Origin of the sequence: Rhodococcus sp. C3V (assembly GCF_029269915.1) — a bacterium.
GTDB lineage: Bacteria > Actinomycetota > Actinomycetes > Mycobacteriales > Mycobacteriaceae > Rhodococcus_F > Rhodococcus_F qingshengii.
The window spans coordinates 617,177-633,554 of record NZ_JARJBE010000003.1; the positions used below are offsets into that span (position 1 = coordinate 617,177).

Below are 16,378 nucleotides of genomic sequence, written 5' to 3' on the forward strand. Positions count from 1 at the left end.
GCAAACTTTTTCGCGCAGGCGTGTAACGCTGCAGAATAGCTACCGATATTCATGACAGCCCCGTGTTGCTGCCTGACCCCCGACCTGGCAGCAGCGCGGGGCTCTCGTATGTCCGGATATCCTGTATTGAGTTGTCGGTGAGCGCCGCAGCGACGGTTGATGCAGCGAGGAGCCAACAGGTGAGTGACGAAGAGGGTCCGTCCGTCGAGAAGACGAACAGCGAGGACTCGTCCCTCCCGGAACAGGAACTCGAGTCGGTCGAGGAACCTCAGGCGGTCGAAGAGACCGAGTCGGTCGAGGAACCCCAGTCGGTCGAGGAACCCGAGGCCCCTGAGGACACTGAGGCCGTTGTCGAGGCTGAATCAGTAGAACCGGAACCAGCCGAAGCACCAAGGCCTGTCGACGAAGAAGCAAGCGATTCCACGGAAGCGACAGTCGACGAATCGGCAAACGAGGTCACCACCGTCATCCCTGTCGTCCCAGCGGAGGACGCACCGCCGACGGAAGTAGTCAACTCGGCTCCGGCGACAGAAGCCATCGACGAGCAGACAGAGCAGTTCGAGCCCCCGGCAGTGGTGGTTCCCCCGAAGCCGCCGCGTCCCGAGTTCGTGCAGCAGTACGACACCCAGCAACTCGAACCCATCCAGCAGCAGTACGAGCCTGTTGTCCGAGAACCAGAGGTAGTTGCACCCCCGGCGCCGCAACAACCGGTGGCGCCCGCTTCGCAGTCTTCCCGCAAGTGGGTCAAACCGGCGATAGCAGTCGGCGCCATCTTTGCCGTCGCAGCGATTGCCTACGGAGTGGACATCTTCACCTCGTCCGGGAAGACACCACGCGGCACTCAGGTCGCCGGGGTGGACATCGGTGATCTCACGCCCGCCGACGCGGAAGCCACGCTGCGCGCCCAACTCGGCCCGAGGCTCGTCGAACCGGTAGCGGTACATGCAGGCGGCGTCGACTCCGAGATCGTTCCCGCGTCTGCGGGTGTGGACGTCGACTGGTCGGCGACGCTGTCGGGCGTGAACGCTCAGCCCATCAACCCGATCACCCGTATCACGTCGTTCTTCGGCTCCCGCGAGGTGCCCGTGGTGTCGGCAATCGACCAGGGTGCGTTGGATGCGTCGATGGCGCAGCTCGCGGCGAACAGCGATCGTGCGCCCGTCGAAGGTGCAGTCGTGTTCGAGAACGGGAAGGCGACTGGTGTTTCGCCCGCTGCCGGTCAGGCGCTCGAAACGCAGCAGGCGGGTTCGACCTTCGCCGCTGAATGGTCCGATGGTGGCGTCGTCGATCTTCCGGTCGACGAGGTTCCGGTGACGGTCACTCAGGCCGGTGTCGATCGTGCGCTGCAGGAGATCGCTATTCCAGCTGTCTCGGGTGACGTAGTGGTCAACGGCCGTGACGGCAAGGTCGCGACACTCGGCGTCGATCAGATCGGCGAGGTTCTGACCTTCACACCCGACGGCTCGGGTGGGCTGACTCCGCAGTACAACACGGATGCTGCGATCAAGATTCTGACTCCGCAGTTGGCGTCGACGGAAGTACAACCCAAGGACGCGTCGTTCACCTTCGCCGGTGGCAAACCGTCGGTTGTGCCCGGTGTCGTCGGTGATCTGATCAACTGGCCGGACACGGTCAAGGAACTTCCGGTTCTGTTGGGCAGCACGGCTTCTCGGGCAACGCCCGCCGTGTACGGACCGGTCCCGCCGGCGTTGACCACCGAAGCCGCGGAGGCCCTCGGCATCAACGAGGTGATCGGCGAATTCACTACCGGTGGTTTCGAATACGCGTCTGGTGTGAACATCGGCCTGGCCGCGTCGGAGATCGACGGGGCCGTGATCAAGCCCGGTGACACGTTCTCGCTCAACGAGTACACGGGCCCGCGCGGTGCGGCGCAGGGATACATCGAGTCGGGGATCATCAACAACGGTCGCCCGGACAAGGCTGTCGGCGGCGGTATCAGCCAGCTCGCGACGACGCTCTACAACGCGACGTATTTCGCAGGTATGGAGGACGTCGCGCACACCGAGCACAGTTACTACATCTCGCGGTACCCCGAGGCTCGTGAGGCGACCATCTTCGATGGTGCGATCGACCTGCAGTTCCGTAATCCGGCGAAGACCGGCGTGATGATCGAGACGATTGCGACGTCGTCGAACATCACCGTTCGGATCTGGGGAACCAAAACTGTCGATGTCACGTCGACGACCGGCCCGCGGACGTCGCCGACGTCGCCGAACACCGTGACCTTGCCGGAGGGGCCTGGCTGTGTGGCTTCGAGCGGTGCGCCCGGGTTCACGGTCAGCGACACTCGCGTGATCACCGACCACGCGAGTGGCGCCGAGATTTCCTCGAACACCCGGACCGTCAAGTACGACCCGGTGCCGATCGTGAAGTGCGAGTAGGGAACTACTTGCCGACGAGTGGGCCGAGGGTGCGGCCCGCGAGGTCGACGATGCCTGGCTCTTCGCCGTTGGTGATCAGGTTGATCACGACGCCGTCGATGCCGTGGTCGAGGATGCGCGTCTGAACCTGCTCGGCGACGTCGTCCGGGCTGCCGACGAAATGGCGTTCGGTGGCCTTGGCGACCACGTCTTCCGGCGCCGTGGTGATGTCGAGGCCACGCTCCGCGAGAAACGTTCGCTGATGGGCGCGAGCCTTGTCGCCGTCCTCGTCGATCATCATGAACGTGAGGAAGCTGGTCTCGAGGGTTGCGGGATCGCGACCGGCTTCGTCGCAGCGTGCCGCAAGTGCTTCCATCTTGCGCGGCAGTTCCGACGGGTCGCAGATGATGTTGAGGTGATCCGCGAAGCGAGCGGCGAGGCCGAACGTCTTTTTCTCACCGCCACCGCCCAGCAGGATCGGCAGGTCGTCGCGGACGCGAGGCTCGTTGATGGCGTCCTTGACGTGGTACCACTTGCCGTCGAAGGTGGGGCGATCACCGCGGAGCATCGGCGCGATGATCTGCAGTGCTTCGTCGAGTTTCTGGAAGCGCTCGGTGAACGTTCCGAACTCGTATCCGAACGAATTGTGTTCGAGTTCGAACCAACCGGCGCCGATGCCCAGGATGGCCCGACCGCCGCTCACCACGTCGAGGGTGGTGACGGTCTTGGCGAGCATGGGCGGATTGCGGTAGGTGTTTCCCGTGACCAGTGCAGACAACTGGATGGTCTCGGTGGCCGTCGCCAGCGCGGAGAGCGCCGAGTAGGCCTCGAGCATCGGGGCGTCCGGCGCTCCGATTCCGGGGAGTTGGTAGAAGTGATCCATCACGAATGCAGTGTCGAAGCCTGCGGCTTCGGCTTCGCGGGCCTGCGCTATGACGGTGGGGAAGAGGTCCTTGACCGGACCGCCGTAGCTGAAGTTGGGCATCTGGTATCCGAGGCGAGTGCTCACCGTTTCGACGTTACTCGCGATCGGTTGACCTGGCACGATTTTACCAACTCTATGGATTCCGTTGTGCTGGGCAGACTTCCGGAATTCAGAGAAGTTCTTCGGCCGCTTCGCGTCGCTTGGCTCGCTGCTGGTGAAGCTTGACTGCCGCGATTGCGATGCCGCCACCGACAATTCCGCCGACGAGAGCGCCGACCCAGGTAGACGATTCTTCGTAGGAATCGAATTTGAGACGCGCCATGATGCCGACTGCGGCGACGAGGTACAGCGCGATGCCGATCACGACCCGGGGGCGGTTGTAGTTGGACAATACGTAGACATCGACGTCGCACCGAAGTGCATAGATGATCGTGATCAACGAGCCGAACAACGCAACGATCAGCAGGGCGAGCGAGATCCACGCCCCTGTTCGGCCGGCGACCCAGGGCAGAATCGCCGAGCTGACGAATATTGCCCAGAAGACACTCTGGAGTCCCACCGCCGAGGCTTCGTTCCAGACGTCGCGCTGACGCTCGTCCTTGTAGAAGTCGTCGTCCAGATCTCCGACGAACCGCATTGCCTTCATCATGGTGCTCATGCCGTCTCCTCTGGAATTTCTGTGGTGAGTTCCGATTCGGGTAAGGGGAAGAGCGCTTCGACGGTGGTCCCCAGCGCCAGGGCCAGGCGAAGTGCCAGGTAGACACTCGGTGCATAGTCACCGCGTTCGACGGAGACGATGCTCTGTCTACTCACCTGACCTGCCGTGGCCAGTTGCGCCTGGGTGAGGCCGGCGAGGCGTCGGTGCTCCCGCACGTTGTTGTCGCCGGCCTTTCCAGTCATGCAAAAAGTAAAGAATACTTGTCACTAGATGTCAAGTTTGCTTGTCATATGAGAGGCTGAAGAGCATGCGTGAACGATTTCTCGAGATCGCCCTGGCCAATCCGGTGGTCGCAACGATCGTGGATCGTGCGCCGAAGCTGGGATTGCCGGAGTGGTACCTGACGGCGGGTGGGCTCTTCCAAACCGTCTGGAATCACATCGACGGCCGTGATCTCGGCGCCGGAATCAAGGACTACGACCTGTTCTACTTCGACGCCGGCGATCTGAGCTACGACGCGGAGGACCGTGTGATTCGTTCGGCGGCAGAACTGTTCGCCGATGTGGATGCCGATGTCGAAGTACGCAACGAAGCCCGCGTGCACCTGTGGTACGAGCAGCATTTCGGGATTCCAGGCGTTCCGTTCACCAGTTGCCGCGACGCTGTCGACCACTTCGCTTCCACAACTTGCTGTTTCGGGATCACCAAGGGATCGGATGGGACCTTGGACGTGTATGCCCCGCATGGATACGACGATCTTTTCGACATGATCGTCCGCCCCAACCCGGTGCTGGCGCCGAGAGAGGTTTACGAGGCCAAGGCAGCACGGTGGCGCAGGGAATGGCCTGCGCTGACCGTGGAGCCTTGGCCGGAGACCCTCGCCTAGACTTCGATCGGCGGATGCAGCCTGTCCATGGTCCATTGCCGATTTCGGCGTGCAGCAAGTGAACTGGCGCCGAGTGAGGCGACGAGAAGGCCGCCGAGGACGGCGATCGAGACCCACAGTCTCGAGTCGATACCGCCGACGGTGAGTTGTCGTAGCCCGTTCACCGCGTAGGTCATCGGGTCGAAGGGGTGGATGATCTGGAACGGTTTCGCGGTGGTTTCGACGGGATAGATGCCGCCGGCCGAAACCAGTTGCAGCATCAGGAACGCCAGGGTGATGACGCGTCCGACGGAGACTCCGAAGATGGCGTTGAATGCCTGGATCAACGCCATGTACGTGGCAGTGATGAGCATCAGGAATCCGACGGTGCCGAGGGCGTGTGTGGGGTGCAGGCCGACGGCGAAGTGCACGACCAGGTACATCACGATCACCTGGCAGATGCCGATGAGCAATGCCGGCCAGTACGAGGCGAGGACCACTCGCAGCGCGCCGAGTCCGTTTGCGATGGGCCGGTTCTGGAGCGGCTTGAGCAGCATCCAGGTGATGATGCCGCCCACGAACAGCGCGAGGGGCAGGAAGAACGGTGCAAAACCGGTACCGAACGTGCTTGCCCGGTTCTCGTACGTCTCCTGTAGTTCGACCGGGCTGGAGAGGGTTTGAGCGGTTGCGGTTCGCTGCTGATCGCTCCAACTGGGGACCTGACCGGCGCCCTCGGTGAGTTTGGTCGCGAGTTCGGCAGACCCGGCACGGAGTTGCTCGGTGCCGTCTGCGAGTTTGGCTGCACCATCGGAGAGTTGAACGCTTCCGTCGGTGAGTTGAACCAGTCCACTACTGAGGGTTTGAGCGCCGTCGTTGACTTGCTGACCGCCGTCACGCAGCTGTACCAGGCCGTTGCGGAGTTCACCACCGCCGTTGGCCGCGGCGCTGAGCCCGGCTCGGAAGGTGCTCGACGGATCGTCGAGTTGGTAGGCGAGTTGTTGTGCACCGCTCTTGAGTTCGCCCAGTTGGCCCATGGTCGCTTCACCGAAACCCTGAGTGCGCAGCATGTCCTGGGCAGGCGCGAGGGCATTGGCGATCTGTTGGCTGACGGGATCCGGGTTAAGTCGAAGGCTGGCCACTGCCTGCCCGACCAGCTGTGCGACGTCTGCTTGTGTGTTCCCGAGGACACTCAGTTGGTCGACGACCTGGGTGACGCCACCACTGAGTTGGCTTGCGCCGTCGCCAAGTTGGACGGCTCCGAGATCGAGCTGCCCCAGACCGTCGGTCAGTGCGAGGACGCCGTCCGTGGCGGTGTTGATGCCAGTCGAGAGTTGCGCTGTACCGCCGGCAAGAGTGGCTGCACCGTCACGTGCGGTAACCATGTTGTCGGCCAGAGTTTTCGAGCCCGACGCCAATTCGCCGGCTCCGGCGTTGGCAGTGTTCACTCCGGCCGAGAGCTGGAGCGCTCCGTCGGCGGCCTGCTTCAAACCAGCACCCGCATCGGTCAATCCGACCAGAACTGTCTCGACGGACTGCGCGCCGATCTTGTCGCTGACCTGACTGAGGACCTGCTGGGCGGCGTTTTGGCCGATGATGGTGCCGAGGTAGTTGTTGACGTCGTTGAAGGTGAACTGCAACTGAGCTTTGTGGGGGTCCTTGGTCGTCGGGGAGGCGACGGCCTCGCTGAAATTCTCAGGCAATGTGAGAGAGAAGTAGTACGTGCCGTCCGAGACTCCCTGAGCGGCTTCCTGCTGCGAGACCAGGTGGAGATCGAGCTCACCGGAATCGAGCAGCGCTTGGCTTACCTCGTCGCCCGCGTTGAGCTCCTGACCCTGCACCATCGCGCCGCGGTCGGTGTTGACCAGCGCGACGGGGACCTTGTTGACCTCACCGAACGGATTCCAGAACGCCCACAGGTACATCGCGCCGTACAGCAGTGGCATCAAGATGATGGTGACGAGTGCGATCCTGGGCATCGCGCCGCGGGAGAACCGCTTGAGTTCGGTTCCGAGAGACATTCCAGCGAGCATCGCGGTTACCTCGCCCCTTCTTGGTCGGGATTGGTGACTTCTTGGAGCAGGGTGACGGCATCGATGGGTGATCCGTCTGGCAGCGGGTTGACGGTCGACGCGATGATGGTCTGGTAGCTCCCCATCTCGACGAGTCGCTCGACGAGGTACGCACGTTCGGAGTCGCGCCGCACTTGTTCGAGATCGTCGACGACAAGCAGGGCCGGCTTTTTCGTGTTCGCGACGGCGATACGCAGCAGGATCGCCTCGAGTTCCCCGAGATCGCTGACGTACCGGCCGAGCGCAGGTAACGGATGATCGCCGAAGACGGGAGCGCACACCGCTTCGAGTTCGCGGTCTCCGGCGCGTCCGATGAGCTTGTACCAGGGCGCATCCCAGCGAATTTGTTCGGTGATCAGATCGCGGACGGTGACGGATTCGGCAAGCTCGTCGATGTCCTCGAACCCGGCGACCCCGGCGATCTCGAAGATCTCGCGGGGACGCGTCCGACCGAAGACGGACAGTGAGCCGGAACTGGCTTTCATTCGTCCGCTGAGTGTCAGAAGTAAGGACGTACGTCCTGAACCGGCCGAGCCTTCGAGGATCGTCACACCGCCCGCACGAATCTCGAGATTGACGGGTCCGAACACCGGCCCCCATGGGCCGTCGAGCGCCAAGTCCGTGGCGGTCAATGCCAGGTCGGGGGCGTAATCGGGTTGTGAATGCTCTGGTGCGACCACGATGATCACCTGTCTGTTGATCTACTCGGCCTGCGAAAGAACCGAGTGCTGGTTCAGTGGACGTTCGTGCTCACCCAATCACATCGGTAGCGGGCGAGCGGTCCCAGGAATGGGATGTGTCGGACACGTTCGATAACTTGAAGACCGAACGGTATGTATTCTGTTGGAAACGGAACGGGGGAGTCGAGGTGCCGGTTCGTAGACGCGGTATGTGTGCGTTACTGGTCATGGCCACCCTGTCGGTTGTCTCCTGTGCCGGGGAGCGCGAGTCGCCCCCGTTCGTGTCGAGCGAGAGGCTTTTCGAGTTCACCGGTCGCAATGTCGGACCCGTGACCGTTCCGCCCTTGCCTTCCGATCGGCACGAGTCCGAAGCAGCGCCGTACGGAGCCATCACCCTGTCCGGTGGGTGGAGCGGCGCAGCCAATGTCTCGCTGCCCGGATCCGTCACGTGTTTCGAGCACAACTGGGCGGATTCGCTGCCCGCCGGTCACCGCCAGTGGGCCTACGAGGTGCACACCAGTTCCTTTTACGAGTACGACGGCGGCGGCGAGTATCCGGGACGTGATTTCCAGTTGCAGGTCTACGTGAACGAAAAACCGGAACCAGGTCAGCACGGGTCGGCGATCATGAAGTTCTCGGATCAGAGCGGACAGTTCGTGTCCTTCGGGGGCGGTGACGACAAGTCCATCGAAATCGTCAGTTCTCCGGACCGCAGGCGCGTGGCGCTTTCCCTGGTGGGAAGGGCGGCACGGCCCGGCGAACAACCGACGACGTCCGTACTGTCCGCACAGATCAGTTGTCCGACCGTCGAGCGCAGATGACCTCGGATTCCATGGACTGCTGAGCATGAAAATGCCGGCCCCGAAACGTTCTCGGGACCGGCACTTTTCATGAATCAGGAACGAATCAGAATGCTGCTTCGTCGATCTCCATGATGTCGTTCTCGGTGTTCGCGATGATCTCGCGTGAAGCGGTGAGCTCGGGCAGGACGTTCTTGGCGAAGAAGGAAGCGATGGCGACCTTGCCCTCGTAGAAGCCCTTGTCCTTGTCGGAAGCGCCGTTGTCGAGTGCTGCGAGAGCGATCTCGGACTGGCGGAGCAGCTGCCAGCCGATGAGCAGGTCGCCGACGGACATCAGGAAGCGGACGGAGCCGAGGCCGACCTTGTACAGCTCGGTGGGCTGCTCCTGAGCTCCCATGAGGAAGCCGGTGAGCGTGGCGGCCATGGCCTGGACGTCTTCGAGTGCGGTGGCGAGCAGTGCGCGCTCCGCCTTCAGACGACCGTTGCCGGCTTCGCTGTCGATGAAGGTCTTGATCTGTCCGGCAACGTGAGCGAGCGCGACGCCGCGGTCACGAGCGATCTTGCGGAAGAAGAAGTCCTGAGCCTGGATGGCCGTCGTGCCTTCGTACAGCGAGTCGATCTTGGAGTCGCGGATGTACTGCTCGATCGGGTAGTCCTGCAGGAAGCCGGAGCCACCGAGGGTCTGCAGGCTGTCCGTCAGGTACTGGTACGCACGCTCGGAGCCGACGCCCTTGACGATCGGGAGCAGCAGGTCGTTGACGCGGAACGCGGTGTCCTTGTCTGCGCCCGAGACGAGCTGGGCGACAACCTCGTCCTGGTGAGCTGCGGTGTAGAGGTACACCGCGCGCAGGCCTTCGGCGTATGCCTTCTGCATTGCCAGGCTACGACGCACGTCGGGGTGGTGCGTGATGGTCACGCGCGGTGCTGCCTTGTTGGTCATCTGGGTCAGGTCTGCGCCCTGCACGCGCTGCTTGGCGTAATCGAGAGCGTTGAGGTAACCGGTGGAGAGGGTGGCGATTGCCTTGGTGCCGACCATCATTCGAGCGTGCTCGATGACGTCGAACATCTGGGCGATGCCGTTGTGGACCTCGCCGACCAGCCAGCCCTGTGCGGGGATGCCGTGGCCGCCGAAGGTGACCTCACACGTGGCGGAGACCTTCAGGCCCATCTTGTGCTCGACGTTGGTGACGAAGACACCGTTACGCTCGCCGAACTCTTCGGTCTCGAAGTTGAAGTGCGTCTTCGGGACGAAGAACAGGCTCAGGCCCTTGGTGCCCGGTCCGGCGCCTTCGGGGCGAGCGAGAACGAGGTGGAAGATGTTCTCGAACAGGTCGTCCGAGTCGGCCGAGGTGATGAAGCGCTTGACGCCCTCGATGTGCCAGGAGCCGTCGTCCTGCTTGATCGCCTTGGTGCGTCCGGCACCGACGTCGGAGCCGGCGTCGGGCTCGGTGAGGACCATCGTGGCGCCCCATCCGCGTTCGACGATGGTGGCTGCCCACTTCTTCTGCTCTTCGGTGCCGTTGTTGAACAGCACGTCCGCGAAGGCGGGTCCGGCCTGGTACATGTGCGCTGCAGGCTGTGCGCCCAGGATCAGCTCACCGATGGCCCACACGACGGATCGGGGAACCGGCACGCCGCCGACCTCTTCGCTCAATCCCATGCGGTACCACTCGGCATCCCACAGAGCCTTGAACGACTTCTTGAAGGATTCCGGAAGTGCAACGGTGTGCGTCTCGGGATCGAAGACAGGGGGGTTGCGGTCCGCATCGGCGAAAGATTCGCCAAGCGGTCCCTCGGCCAGGCGTGCGACCTCTGCCAGCATGTTGCGGACAGTGTCGGCATCCAGGTCGCCCCAAGCGCCTTCGCTCAGTGGCTTCTCCAGTCCGAGAACCTCGAAGAGGTTGAACTCCAGGTCCCGAACGTTGCTCTTGTAATGGCCCATGTCTTCTGCTTCTCCCAGTGAGGTGGTGCGGTCCAGCACTCCTAGTACCGCCCGAAGTTTATTACTCGTCGGTAACTTAATACATGTTACTAGCCGTTCTTTGCATTGCCAACACCGGATTTGCGTCCGATGACAAGCGCGTCGACCGCGATTCCCGTTTCGGTGTGCCTGTGGGGATTTCCGGCGATCTCGAACTCGAGCTTTCCGCGGAACTCCTGCATCAATTCTTCTGGTGTGTAAAGGATTTCGGGATCTTGCGGCCCGCCGACGCCGTAGTCGATGTTGCTTCGGTCGTGACCCAAAATCATGAGGATTCCGTCAGGTTTCAGAGAATTTATGGCACGGTTCACAACCAGGGTGCGTTGTGGTGCGGGCAGATGAAGGTAAAGAAGCAGGGCCAAGTCGTATCCCTGCTCGTTCCTCGAGGCGTAATCCGCGACGGTGACGTCGCCGCATCGGTAGTCGAGCCGGTCGAGAACCGATCGGGGTGAGCGGGCCGCGATCATGCGGGCTTTCTCGATCGCGACGGCCGAGTAGTCGATGCCGGTGACCTCCCAACCGCGAGTCGCGAGCCACAACGCGTTACGACCCTCGCCGCACGCCAGGTCCAGTGCCTGGCCGTGGGGGAGGGCCGTCGCGTATTCCACCAGCAATTCGTTGGGAGGAGCGCCCCAGACGAGCTCGGTTTCTTCGTACTTCTTGTCCCAGGCCGCCGCATCCATAGATGACGACGGTAGTGCCACTCAGTGGTTACGCACTCCGTCCATCGGGTTCTTGCGTAGAGCGGCGCGCGTCGGGATCGCGATGGAGACAAATCCCAGAACAGCGGTCACCGCGACGATGGAACCGTAAATCGCCGGTGAAATCGCCGGGATCGGCTGCCCGGACACCGCTACGGCAATGCCCATCAGAGGCGGCAGGGCGATCAGTGATCCGACCACGACGGCGATTCCCACCACCATCAACGACTCGATGCGCATCATTGCTCGGACCTGCCTCGTCCGCGAGCCCACCAGTTGAAGGAGCGCGAACTCGCGGGAACGCTCGGCAGTGGCGGCGACCAGGGTGTTCACGACTGCGACTGCGAGATAGCCGAGCAGGACGAGGACGGCGAGGATGCTGACCCACGACTGCATACGACGCTGATCTTCGCCCGCGGCCCCGAACTGGTCCTGGTTCATCGCGGCGATCGAGGGGAACGAGCGCAACGACTGCTGGACTTCGGCCGACCGTCCGGGTTCGGCAGCAACCAGAACGGTGTCGATCAGAGCGTCGGTGGAGTGCTGACGCAAAGTCTCGATCGGCATGGTCACGTCCCCGAATCCGAGGCCGCGACCATATTTTGCGACGACCATGGGATGTACCAGTGTTCCGTCACCCAGATAGAGGTCGACGCGCTGGCCTACCTTGGCTCCGAGGGTGAAGGCGCCGTCTTCGCTCACGGCAACGGTATCGCCGGTCAGAGCGCTGAGGTCGCCCTCGGTCACCGCGAGATCGAGGGTCGCGTCGGCGCTGGCGGCGTCGATGCCCTGGGCCGCGATCGCGCTGTCGGCTGAGCCGCCTTCCTCTCCGCTGGGTACCGGGAGGACTTGACTGCGGACCACCGGGTTTGCCGCACTCACTCCGGGCACCGATGCGATCGACTCGAGGAGCGAGGGAGCGATACCGGCTGGTGCGCCGACGATCAGGTCGGCGGTGACGCCCTTGATCGACTGGTTGGTCGCCTCGGCGGCGACGGTGCTCTGGCTGAAGAACTGCACCGAGCCCAGTGCGATTGCGAGAGCCAACGGAACAACCGCCGACGAGAGCCGTCTCGAATTGGATTCGGCGTTGGCGGCAGCGAGAACTTTGGACGCCGACCCACTGCGGCGCAGCGGACCGCCGATCACCTTGATGATGCCGCGCACCAACAAGGGGCCGAGCAGCGCGACCGAGAAGATCAACAACAGTGCGCTCGAACCGGCTCCAGCGGCCGCCACGCTGCCGGGCAGGAAAGCAGGGAGGACGCAGGCGCTGAGGCCGGCGGCGCCGAAGATCAGCCCGGTGACGATGCGTCCGCGGCTCAGTTTCGCCGGGCCGCTTTCGGATTCGCGAAGCGCTTCGACGGGGTCGAGCTTCGCCGGTCGTCGTGCCGCGATCGCCGCTGCCGCGCGGGCAGTGAGTACGCAGATCAGGAAAGCTGCGATCGCCGGAAGCGGGCTGTAGGCCAGCGCGAAATCGGTGGGCATGACCCCGGCGTCGGCGAACTGTGCGCCAAGCACTCGGGCGAGCAGGTATCCGGGCACCGCGCCGAGAGCTGCCGCCGCAGCAGCAACGAGCAGCACTTCACGTCCGATCATGACGTGCACTTGCCGCGTGGTGGCCCCGATTGCCCGCAACAGAGCGAACTCTCGGCGCCTGGCGTTGATCGAGAGCGACAGCGTGCTGGAAACGACGAACATACTGACCATCAACGCGAGACCGGCAAACGACGCGCAGAGCACGATCAACTGCGTCCGCGCAGCACCGGCGTCGAGGAATTCGATGCCTCCGCGTGCAGTGCCGGTCGAGACCTCCGCACCGGTTCCGGCGAGTGCATCGCGGGCGAGAGCGGCAGCATCCACGCCTTCGGGAGCGATCAATCCGACTGCGGTGACAGCGTTCTGGTGCGGCCACAACCGTTCGGCCTCTGCGTCGTCGAGGAAGACGAGTGCCGGACGGTCGGGTGACGGCACCGAAGCCGAATCAGCTGTGCCGACGACGGTGTACTCGTCCGTTACCGCGCCGTGAGCCAGCGTGATTCGCTCGCCGAGCGCGGCGCCCGTGGTCGAGACCACCTCGTCGCGGCTCTGCGGAGCGCGCCCCTCGGTGAGCGAGTACGGCGCCAATTGTGCTGTGTTCCAAGGATGTGCATCGAGTACGACGCCCTCGGCGGTGCTGACGGGGACGGAGATGTCGGGAACCACGGTGACATCGAGTGCGTCGAGCTTGCGGACCGTATCGCCGGCGAGGAGAACTCGCTCGGCAAAGGGCTGATCGGCGTCTTCCTTGACCTCGAGCGCCTGTGGCGCACTCACGATGGCGTCGGCACCGGCGTAGAGTTGTGGTGAGACACCGCCTCGCACTCCCGATTCCAGCAGCACACCCAGACCGCAGGTGAGGAGCGCTGCGCAGAATACGGAGACGAACACGGCGACGAAACCGGAGCGATGCGCTTTCAGGTGCGCAAAGGTGTGCGCTTTCATCATCACCAGTCCCCGAGGTGTGTCATGCGCTCGGCGATCTGCTGCGGGGTCGGGCGGTCGATGTGCCCGACAAGTTTCCCGTCGGCGAGGAACAGCACACGATCGGCGTACGACGCGGCCACCGGGTCGTGCGTGACCATGACGATGGTCTGGTCGAACTCGGCGGCTGTCCGGCGCAACAACTCCAGAACCTGCTTGGCGCTACGGGAGTCGAGGGCGCCGGTCGGTTCGTCGGCAAAGAGTGCGTCGGGGTGGGTGACGAGGGCGCGTGCGATGGCGACGCGTTGCTGCTGACCGCCGGACAACTCGGAGGGTTTGCGCTTGCGGTGCGATCCGAGTCCGACGGATTCGAGGACAAAGGTCAGGTACTGCTTGTCGGCTCGTCGCCCGGCGAGGAGTAGGGGGAGCGTGACGTTCTGCTCGACGTCGAGAGCGCCGAGCAGGTTGTAGGCCTGGAAGACGAAACCGATGTGATCGCGACGGAAGATGCTGCGGGCCTTCGGCTTCAGTTGTGAAATTTCGGTGTCGCCCAGCCACACCGATCCGCTGCTCGGTCGGTCGAGGCCCGCGGCGCAGTGCAGGAAAGTGCTCTTACCTGATCCGGACGGGCCCATCACTGCGGTGAAGGTGCTGCGCGGCAGAGTGAGGCTGACGTTGTCGAGGGCGGTCACGGCGCCGCGGCCGTTGCCGTAGACCTTGCTGACCCCTTGGAGTCGCACGGCAGATGTTCGAGCTCCCGTGGCACCAGGAGCCGGCGGGGCGAGGACCGAGTGTCGATTCTTCATGGGAAGAACGCTATGGAGATTCGCCATTCGTCGACATCCAGCAGAGTCCCGAATCAATGGTGTAGCTAGCTGTAGTGGATCGTGCGGTGTGGTGCGGCATGCTGGGGCAGTGAAGAAGAGAACCAGGGCTGCGGTGTACGTGCTCGTCGAGGGCGCGGCAGCTGTGGTTTCCCTGTTCTTGCTGATGGTCGGTCTCATTCTGTTGTCGCTCTCGATTCTGATCGTCGGCTGGTTGCTGTTGCCGTCGTACGTGCGAGTGCTCCGGTGGTGGGCCGGCCTGGCTCGCAAACGCACCGCTGCGTACACCGGACGCCCTGTTCTGCAGCGATACCCACCGATGCCCAGCAATCCGACATTCGGGGACTGGAGCCGGTTCCTCACCGATCAGTCGACGAGGCGCGACGCGGCCTGGTTGTCGATTCATGGTCTGGGTGCTTTCGTCGCGGCGATGCTGACCATTGCTCTGCCACTCGGTGCGCTCAATGCGATTGCCGTCCCGCTGTACTGGCAGCAGATGCCCGCGGGCGAACCCGTCAACAACCCGTACCCCGTGACGTCGTGGCTGGGCGCTGCCGGAATGCCGTTGATCGGCATCCTGTACTTCCTGATCGCGTGGTGGTTGATCCCCGCGATGGCGAAATGGATCAGCTGGTCGACCACGACTTTGCTTGCGCCGGATACGCGTTCGGACCTCTCGAAGCGCGTCACCGCCCTGACGGCCAGCCGCGCTGCGGCGCTCGACGCGCATTCGGCCGAACTCAAGCGCATCGAGCGGGATCTGCACGACGGAGCGCAGAACCGTCTGGTCGCGGTGGTGATGATGTTGGGGATGGCCGAGCGGTCGTTGCAGAACAATCCGGACCAGGCTCTGCCACAACTGCATCGGGCCCAAGATGCGGCCACCGAGGCGTTGAGCGAACTCCGGACGTTGGTGCACGACATCTACCCGCCGATCCTCGACGAGTTGGGTCTGGAGGGCGCGATCTCGGCGCTCGCCGGGCGCTCCGCCGTGCCCTGCGTACTCGAGATCGACGAGCTCCGCCGTGCCCCGGCTGCCGTCGAGGCTGCTGCGTACTTCGTCGTCGCCGAGGCCTTGACCAACGTCGCAAAACACAGCGGAGCGCGCAGTGTCACCGTCACGGCACGGACGGAGACGTCGGGCGACTCGTCGGGTGAGACGATGCTCATCGACGTGATCGACGACGGTCACGGCGGCGCGAACGAACGCCCGGGCGGCGGCGTGGCGGGTATTCGACGCCGGGTCGAGGCTTTCGAAGGAACCGCAGTATTGGAGAGCCCGGAGGGTGGACCGACAACGATGAGGGTGGAACTACCGTGCGGATTCTGATTGCCGAGGACGACGCTCTCCTGCGAGAGGGGCTGGCACTGCTGCTCCGCGGAGAGGGCTTCGAGGTGTCTGCTGTCTCCGACGCCGCGCAGTTCCTCACGGTGTTCGAGGAGACCGCCCCCGACGCCGCGGTGCTCGACGTCCGGATGCCTCCTACTTTCACCAACGAGGGACTTCGAGCGGCGATCGAGGTGCGCAAGCTTCGCCCGGGCTTTCCCGTCCTGGTCCTTTCCGCGTACGTCGAGGATCGCTACGCCGGTGAATTGTTGGCAGGAGGCGCCGGCGGGGTCGGGTACCTGCTCAAGGAACGGGTCGGCAAGGTAGCCGAGTTCGTCGACGCATTGAACCGGGTCGTCGACGGCGGAACCGTGATGGATCCCGAGGTCGTATCCCAACTGATGAGCCGTCGACGCGCCGACGATCCGATCAGATCGCTGACGCCACGCGAGTCCGAGGTTCTCGGACTGATGGCGGAGGGGCTGGGAAATCAGGAAATCGCCAGGAAACTGGTCGTCAGCGACACTGCTGTGAGCAAGCACATAGGAAATATCTTCGCAAAACTCGGCCTGTCGGCTTCCGAAAGCGGGCATCGTCGTGTTTTGGCAGTTCTAGCTCATTTACGCGCCTGATCGTGGATCTGGACTACATACCTGACCGAAGCGTAATGTGAGCCAGCCTCATGTTGTTGCCGTGATCGAACG

At 63.4% G+C, this 16,378-nt stretch carries 14 protein-coding genes; 5 read left to right on the forward strand and 9 right to left on the reverse strand.

From position 1 onward, the window contains the following. Positions 1–179: 179 nt before the first annotated feature. Positions 180–2,402 (forward strand): VanW family protein, encoded by a 2,223-nt coding sequence (locus tag P3G66_RS11730; RefSeq protein WP_042452579.1) that lies wholly within the window; start codon positions 180–182, stop codon positions 2,400–2,402. 4 nt (positions 2,403–2,406) lie between these two features. On the opposite strand, the gene P3G66_RS11735 is transcribed toward P3G66_RS11730, so the two are convergent. From P3G66_RS11735 to P3G66_RS11745, 3 genes are all read right to left on the reverse strand, one after another. Next, positions 2,407–3,390, reverse strand: coding sequence for an LLM class F420-dependent oxidoreductase (locus tag P3G66_RS11735; protein WP_007734562.1), 984 nt, complete (start codon positions 3,388–3,390; stop codon positions 2,407–2,409). 85 nt (positions 3,391–3,475) lie between these two features. Beyond that, complete coding sequence (locus tag P3G66_RS11740; protein ID WP_007734564.1) at positions 3,476–3,964, reverse strand: hypothetical protein; 489 nt, start codon at positions 3,962–3,964, stop codon at positions 3,476–3,478. Then, positions 3,961–4,206 carry a helix-turn-helix domain-containing protein gene (locus tag P3G66_RS11745; protein WP_007734566.1) on the reverse strand — a complete coding sequence of 82 codons (246 nt, stop codon included), beginning with the start codon at positions 4,204–4,206 and terminating at the stop codon, positions 3,961–3,963. The genes P3G66_RS11740 and P3G66_RS11745 overlap by 4 nt, the downstream gene beginning before the upstream one ends. Positions 4,207–4,271: 65 nt before the next feature. Here P3G66_RS11745 and P3G66_RS11750 point away from each other — a divergent pair, with 65 nt between their 5' ends. Then, the gene (locus P3G66_RS11750) at positions 4,272–4,850 is read left to right on the forward strand and encodes a nucleotidyltransferase family protein (protein WP_007734569.1); all 579 of its coding nucleotides are present in this window, start codon (positions 4,272–4,274) and stop codon (positions 4,848–4,850) included. Here the strand turns inward: P3G66_RS11750 and P3G66_RS11755 are convergent. Continuing rightward, positions 4,847–6,859, reverse strand: a complete 2,013-nt coding sequence (locus tag P3G66_RS11755) for a YhgE/Pip domain-containing protein (RefSeq protein WP_007734572.1) — start codon at positions 6,857–6,859, stop codon at positions 4,847–4,849. The genes P3G66_RS11750 and P3G66_RS11755 overlap by 4 nt on opposite strands. 5 nt (positions 6,860–6,864) lie before the next feature. Beyond that, complete coding sequence (locus P3G66_RS11760; RefSeq protein ID WP_064111899.1) at positions 6,865–7,587, reverse strand: ATP-binding cassette domain-containing protein; 723 nt, start codon at positions 7,585–7,587, stop codon at positions 6,865–6,867. Between the two features lie 179 nt (positions 7,588–7,766). Between P3G66_RS11760 and P3G66_RS11765 the strand changes: the two genes are divergently transcribed. After that, positions 7,767–8,399 carry a hypothetical protein gene (locus P3G66_RS11765; protein WP_230359540.1) on the forward strand — a complete coding sequence of 211 codons (633 nt, stop codon included), beginning with the start codon at positions 7,767–7,769 and terminating at the stop codon, positions 8,397–8,399. A gap of 85 nt (positions 8,400–8,484) precedes the next feature. On the opposite strand, the gene P3G66_RS11770 is transcribed toward P3G66_RS11765, so the two are convergent. From P3G66_RS11770 to P3G66_RS11785, 4 genes are all read right to left on the reverse strand, one after another. Then, complete coding sequence (locus tag P3G66_RS11770; protein ID WP_007734578.1) at positions 8,485–10,320, reverse strand: acyl-CoA dehydrogenase; 1,836 nt, start codon at positions 10,318–10,320, stop codon at positions 8,485–8,487. A gap of 89 nt (positions 10,321–10,409) precedes the next feature. After that, on the reverse strand, positions 10,410–11,042 hold the full coding sequence (locus P3G66_RS11775; RefSeq protein ID WP_037132341.1) for a class I SAM-dependent methyltransferase: 633 nt from the start codon (positions 11,040–11,042) through the stop codon (positions 10,410–10,412). A 21-nt stretch (positions 11,043–11,063) separates the two neighbouring features. Continuing rightward, positions 11,064–13,547, reverse strand: a complete 2,484-nt coding sequence (locus P3G66_RS11780; RefSeq protein WP_276116562.1) for an ABC transporter permease — start codon at positions 13,545–13,547, stop codon at positions 11,064–11,066. Continuing rightward, positions 13,547–14,329 carry an ABC transporter ATP-binding protein gene (locus P3G66_RS11785; RefSeq protein ID WP_276116563.1) on the reverse strand — a complete coding sequence of 261 codons (783 nt, stop codon included), beginning with the start codon at positions 14,327–14,329 and terminating at the stop codon, positions 13,547–13,549. The genes P3G66_RS11780 and P3G66_RS11785 overlap by 1 nt, the downstream gene beginning before the upstream one ends. Positions 14,330–14,438: 109 nt before the next feature. Here P3G66_RS11785 and P3G66_RS11790 point away from each other — a divergent pair, with 109 nt between their 5' ends. Together P3G66_RS11790 and P3G66_RS11795 are read left to right on the forward strand one after the other, a co-directional pair. Continuing rightward, positions 14,439–15,677: a sensor histidine kinase gene (locus P3G66_RS11790; protein ID WP_276116565.1), complete on the forward strand. Its 1,239-nt coding sequence runs from the start codon at positions 14,439–14,441 to the stop codon at positions 15,675–15,677. After that, positions 15,665–16,306, forward strand: a complete 642-nt coding sequence (locus tag P3G66_RS11795; protein WP_003945784.1) for a response regulator transcription factor — start codon at positions 15,665–15,667, stop codon at positions 16,304–16,306. Before P3G66_RS11790 ends, P3G66_RS11795 begins: the two co-directional genes overlap by 13 nt. Positions 16,307–16,378 lie beyond the last annotated feature (72 nt).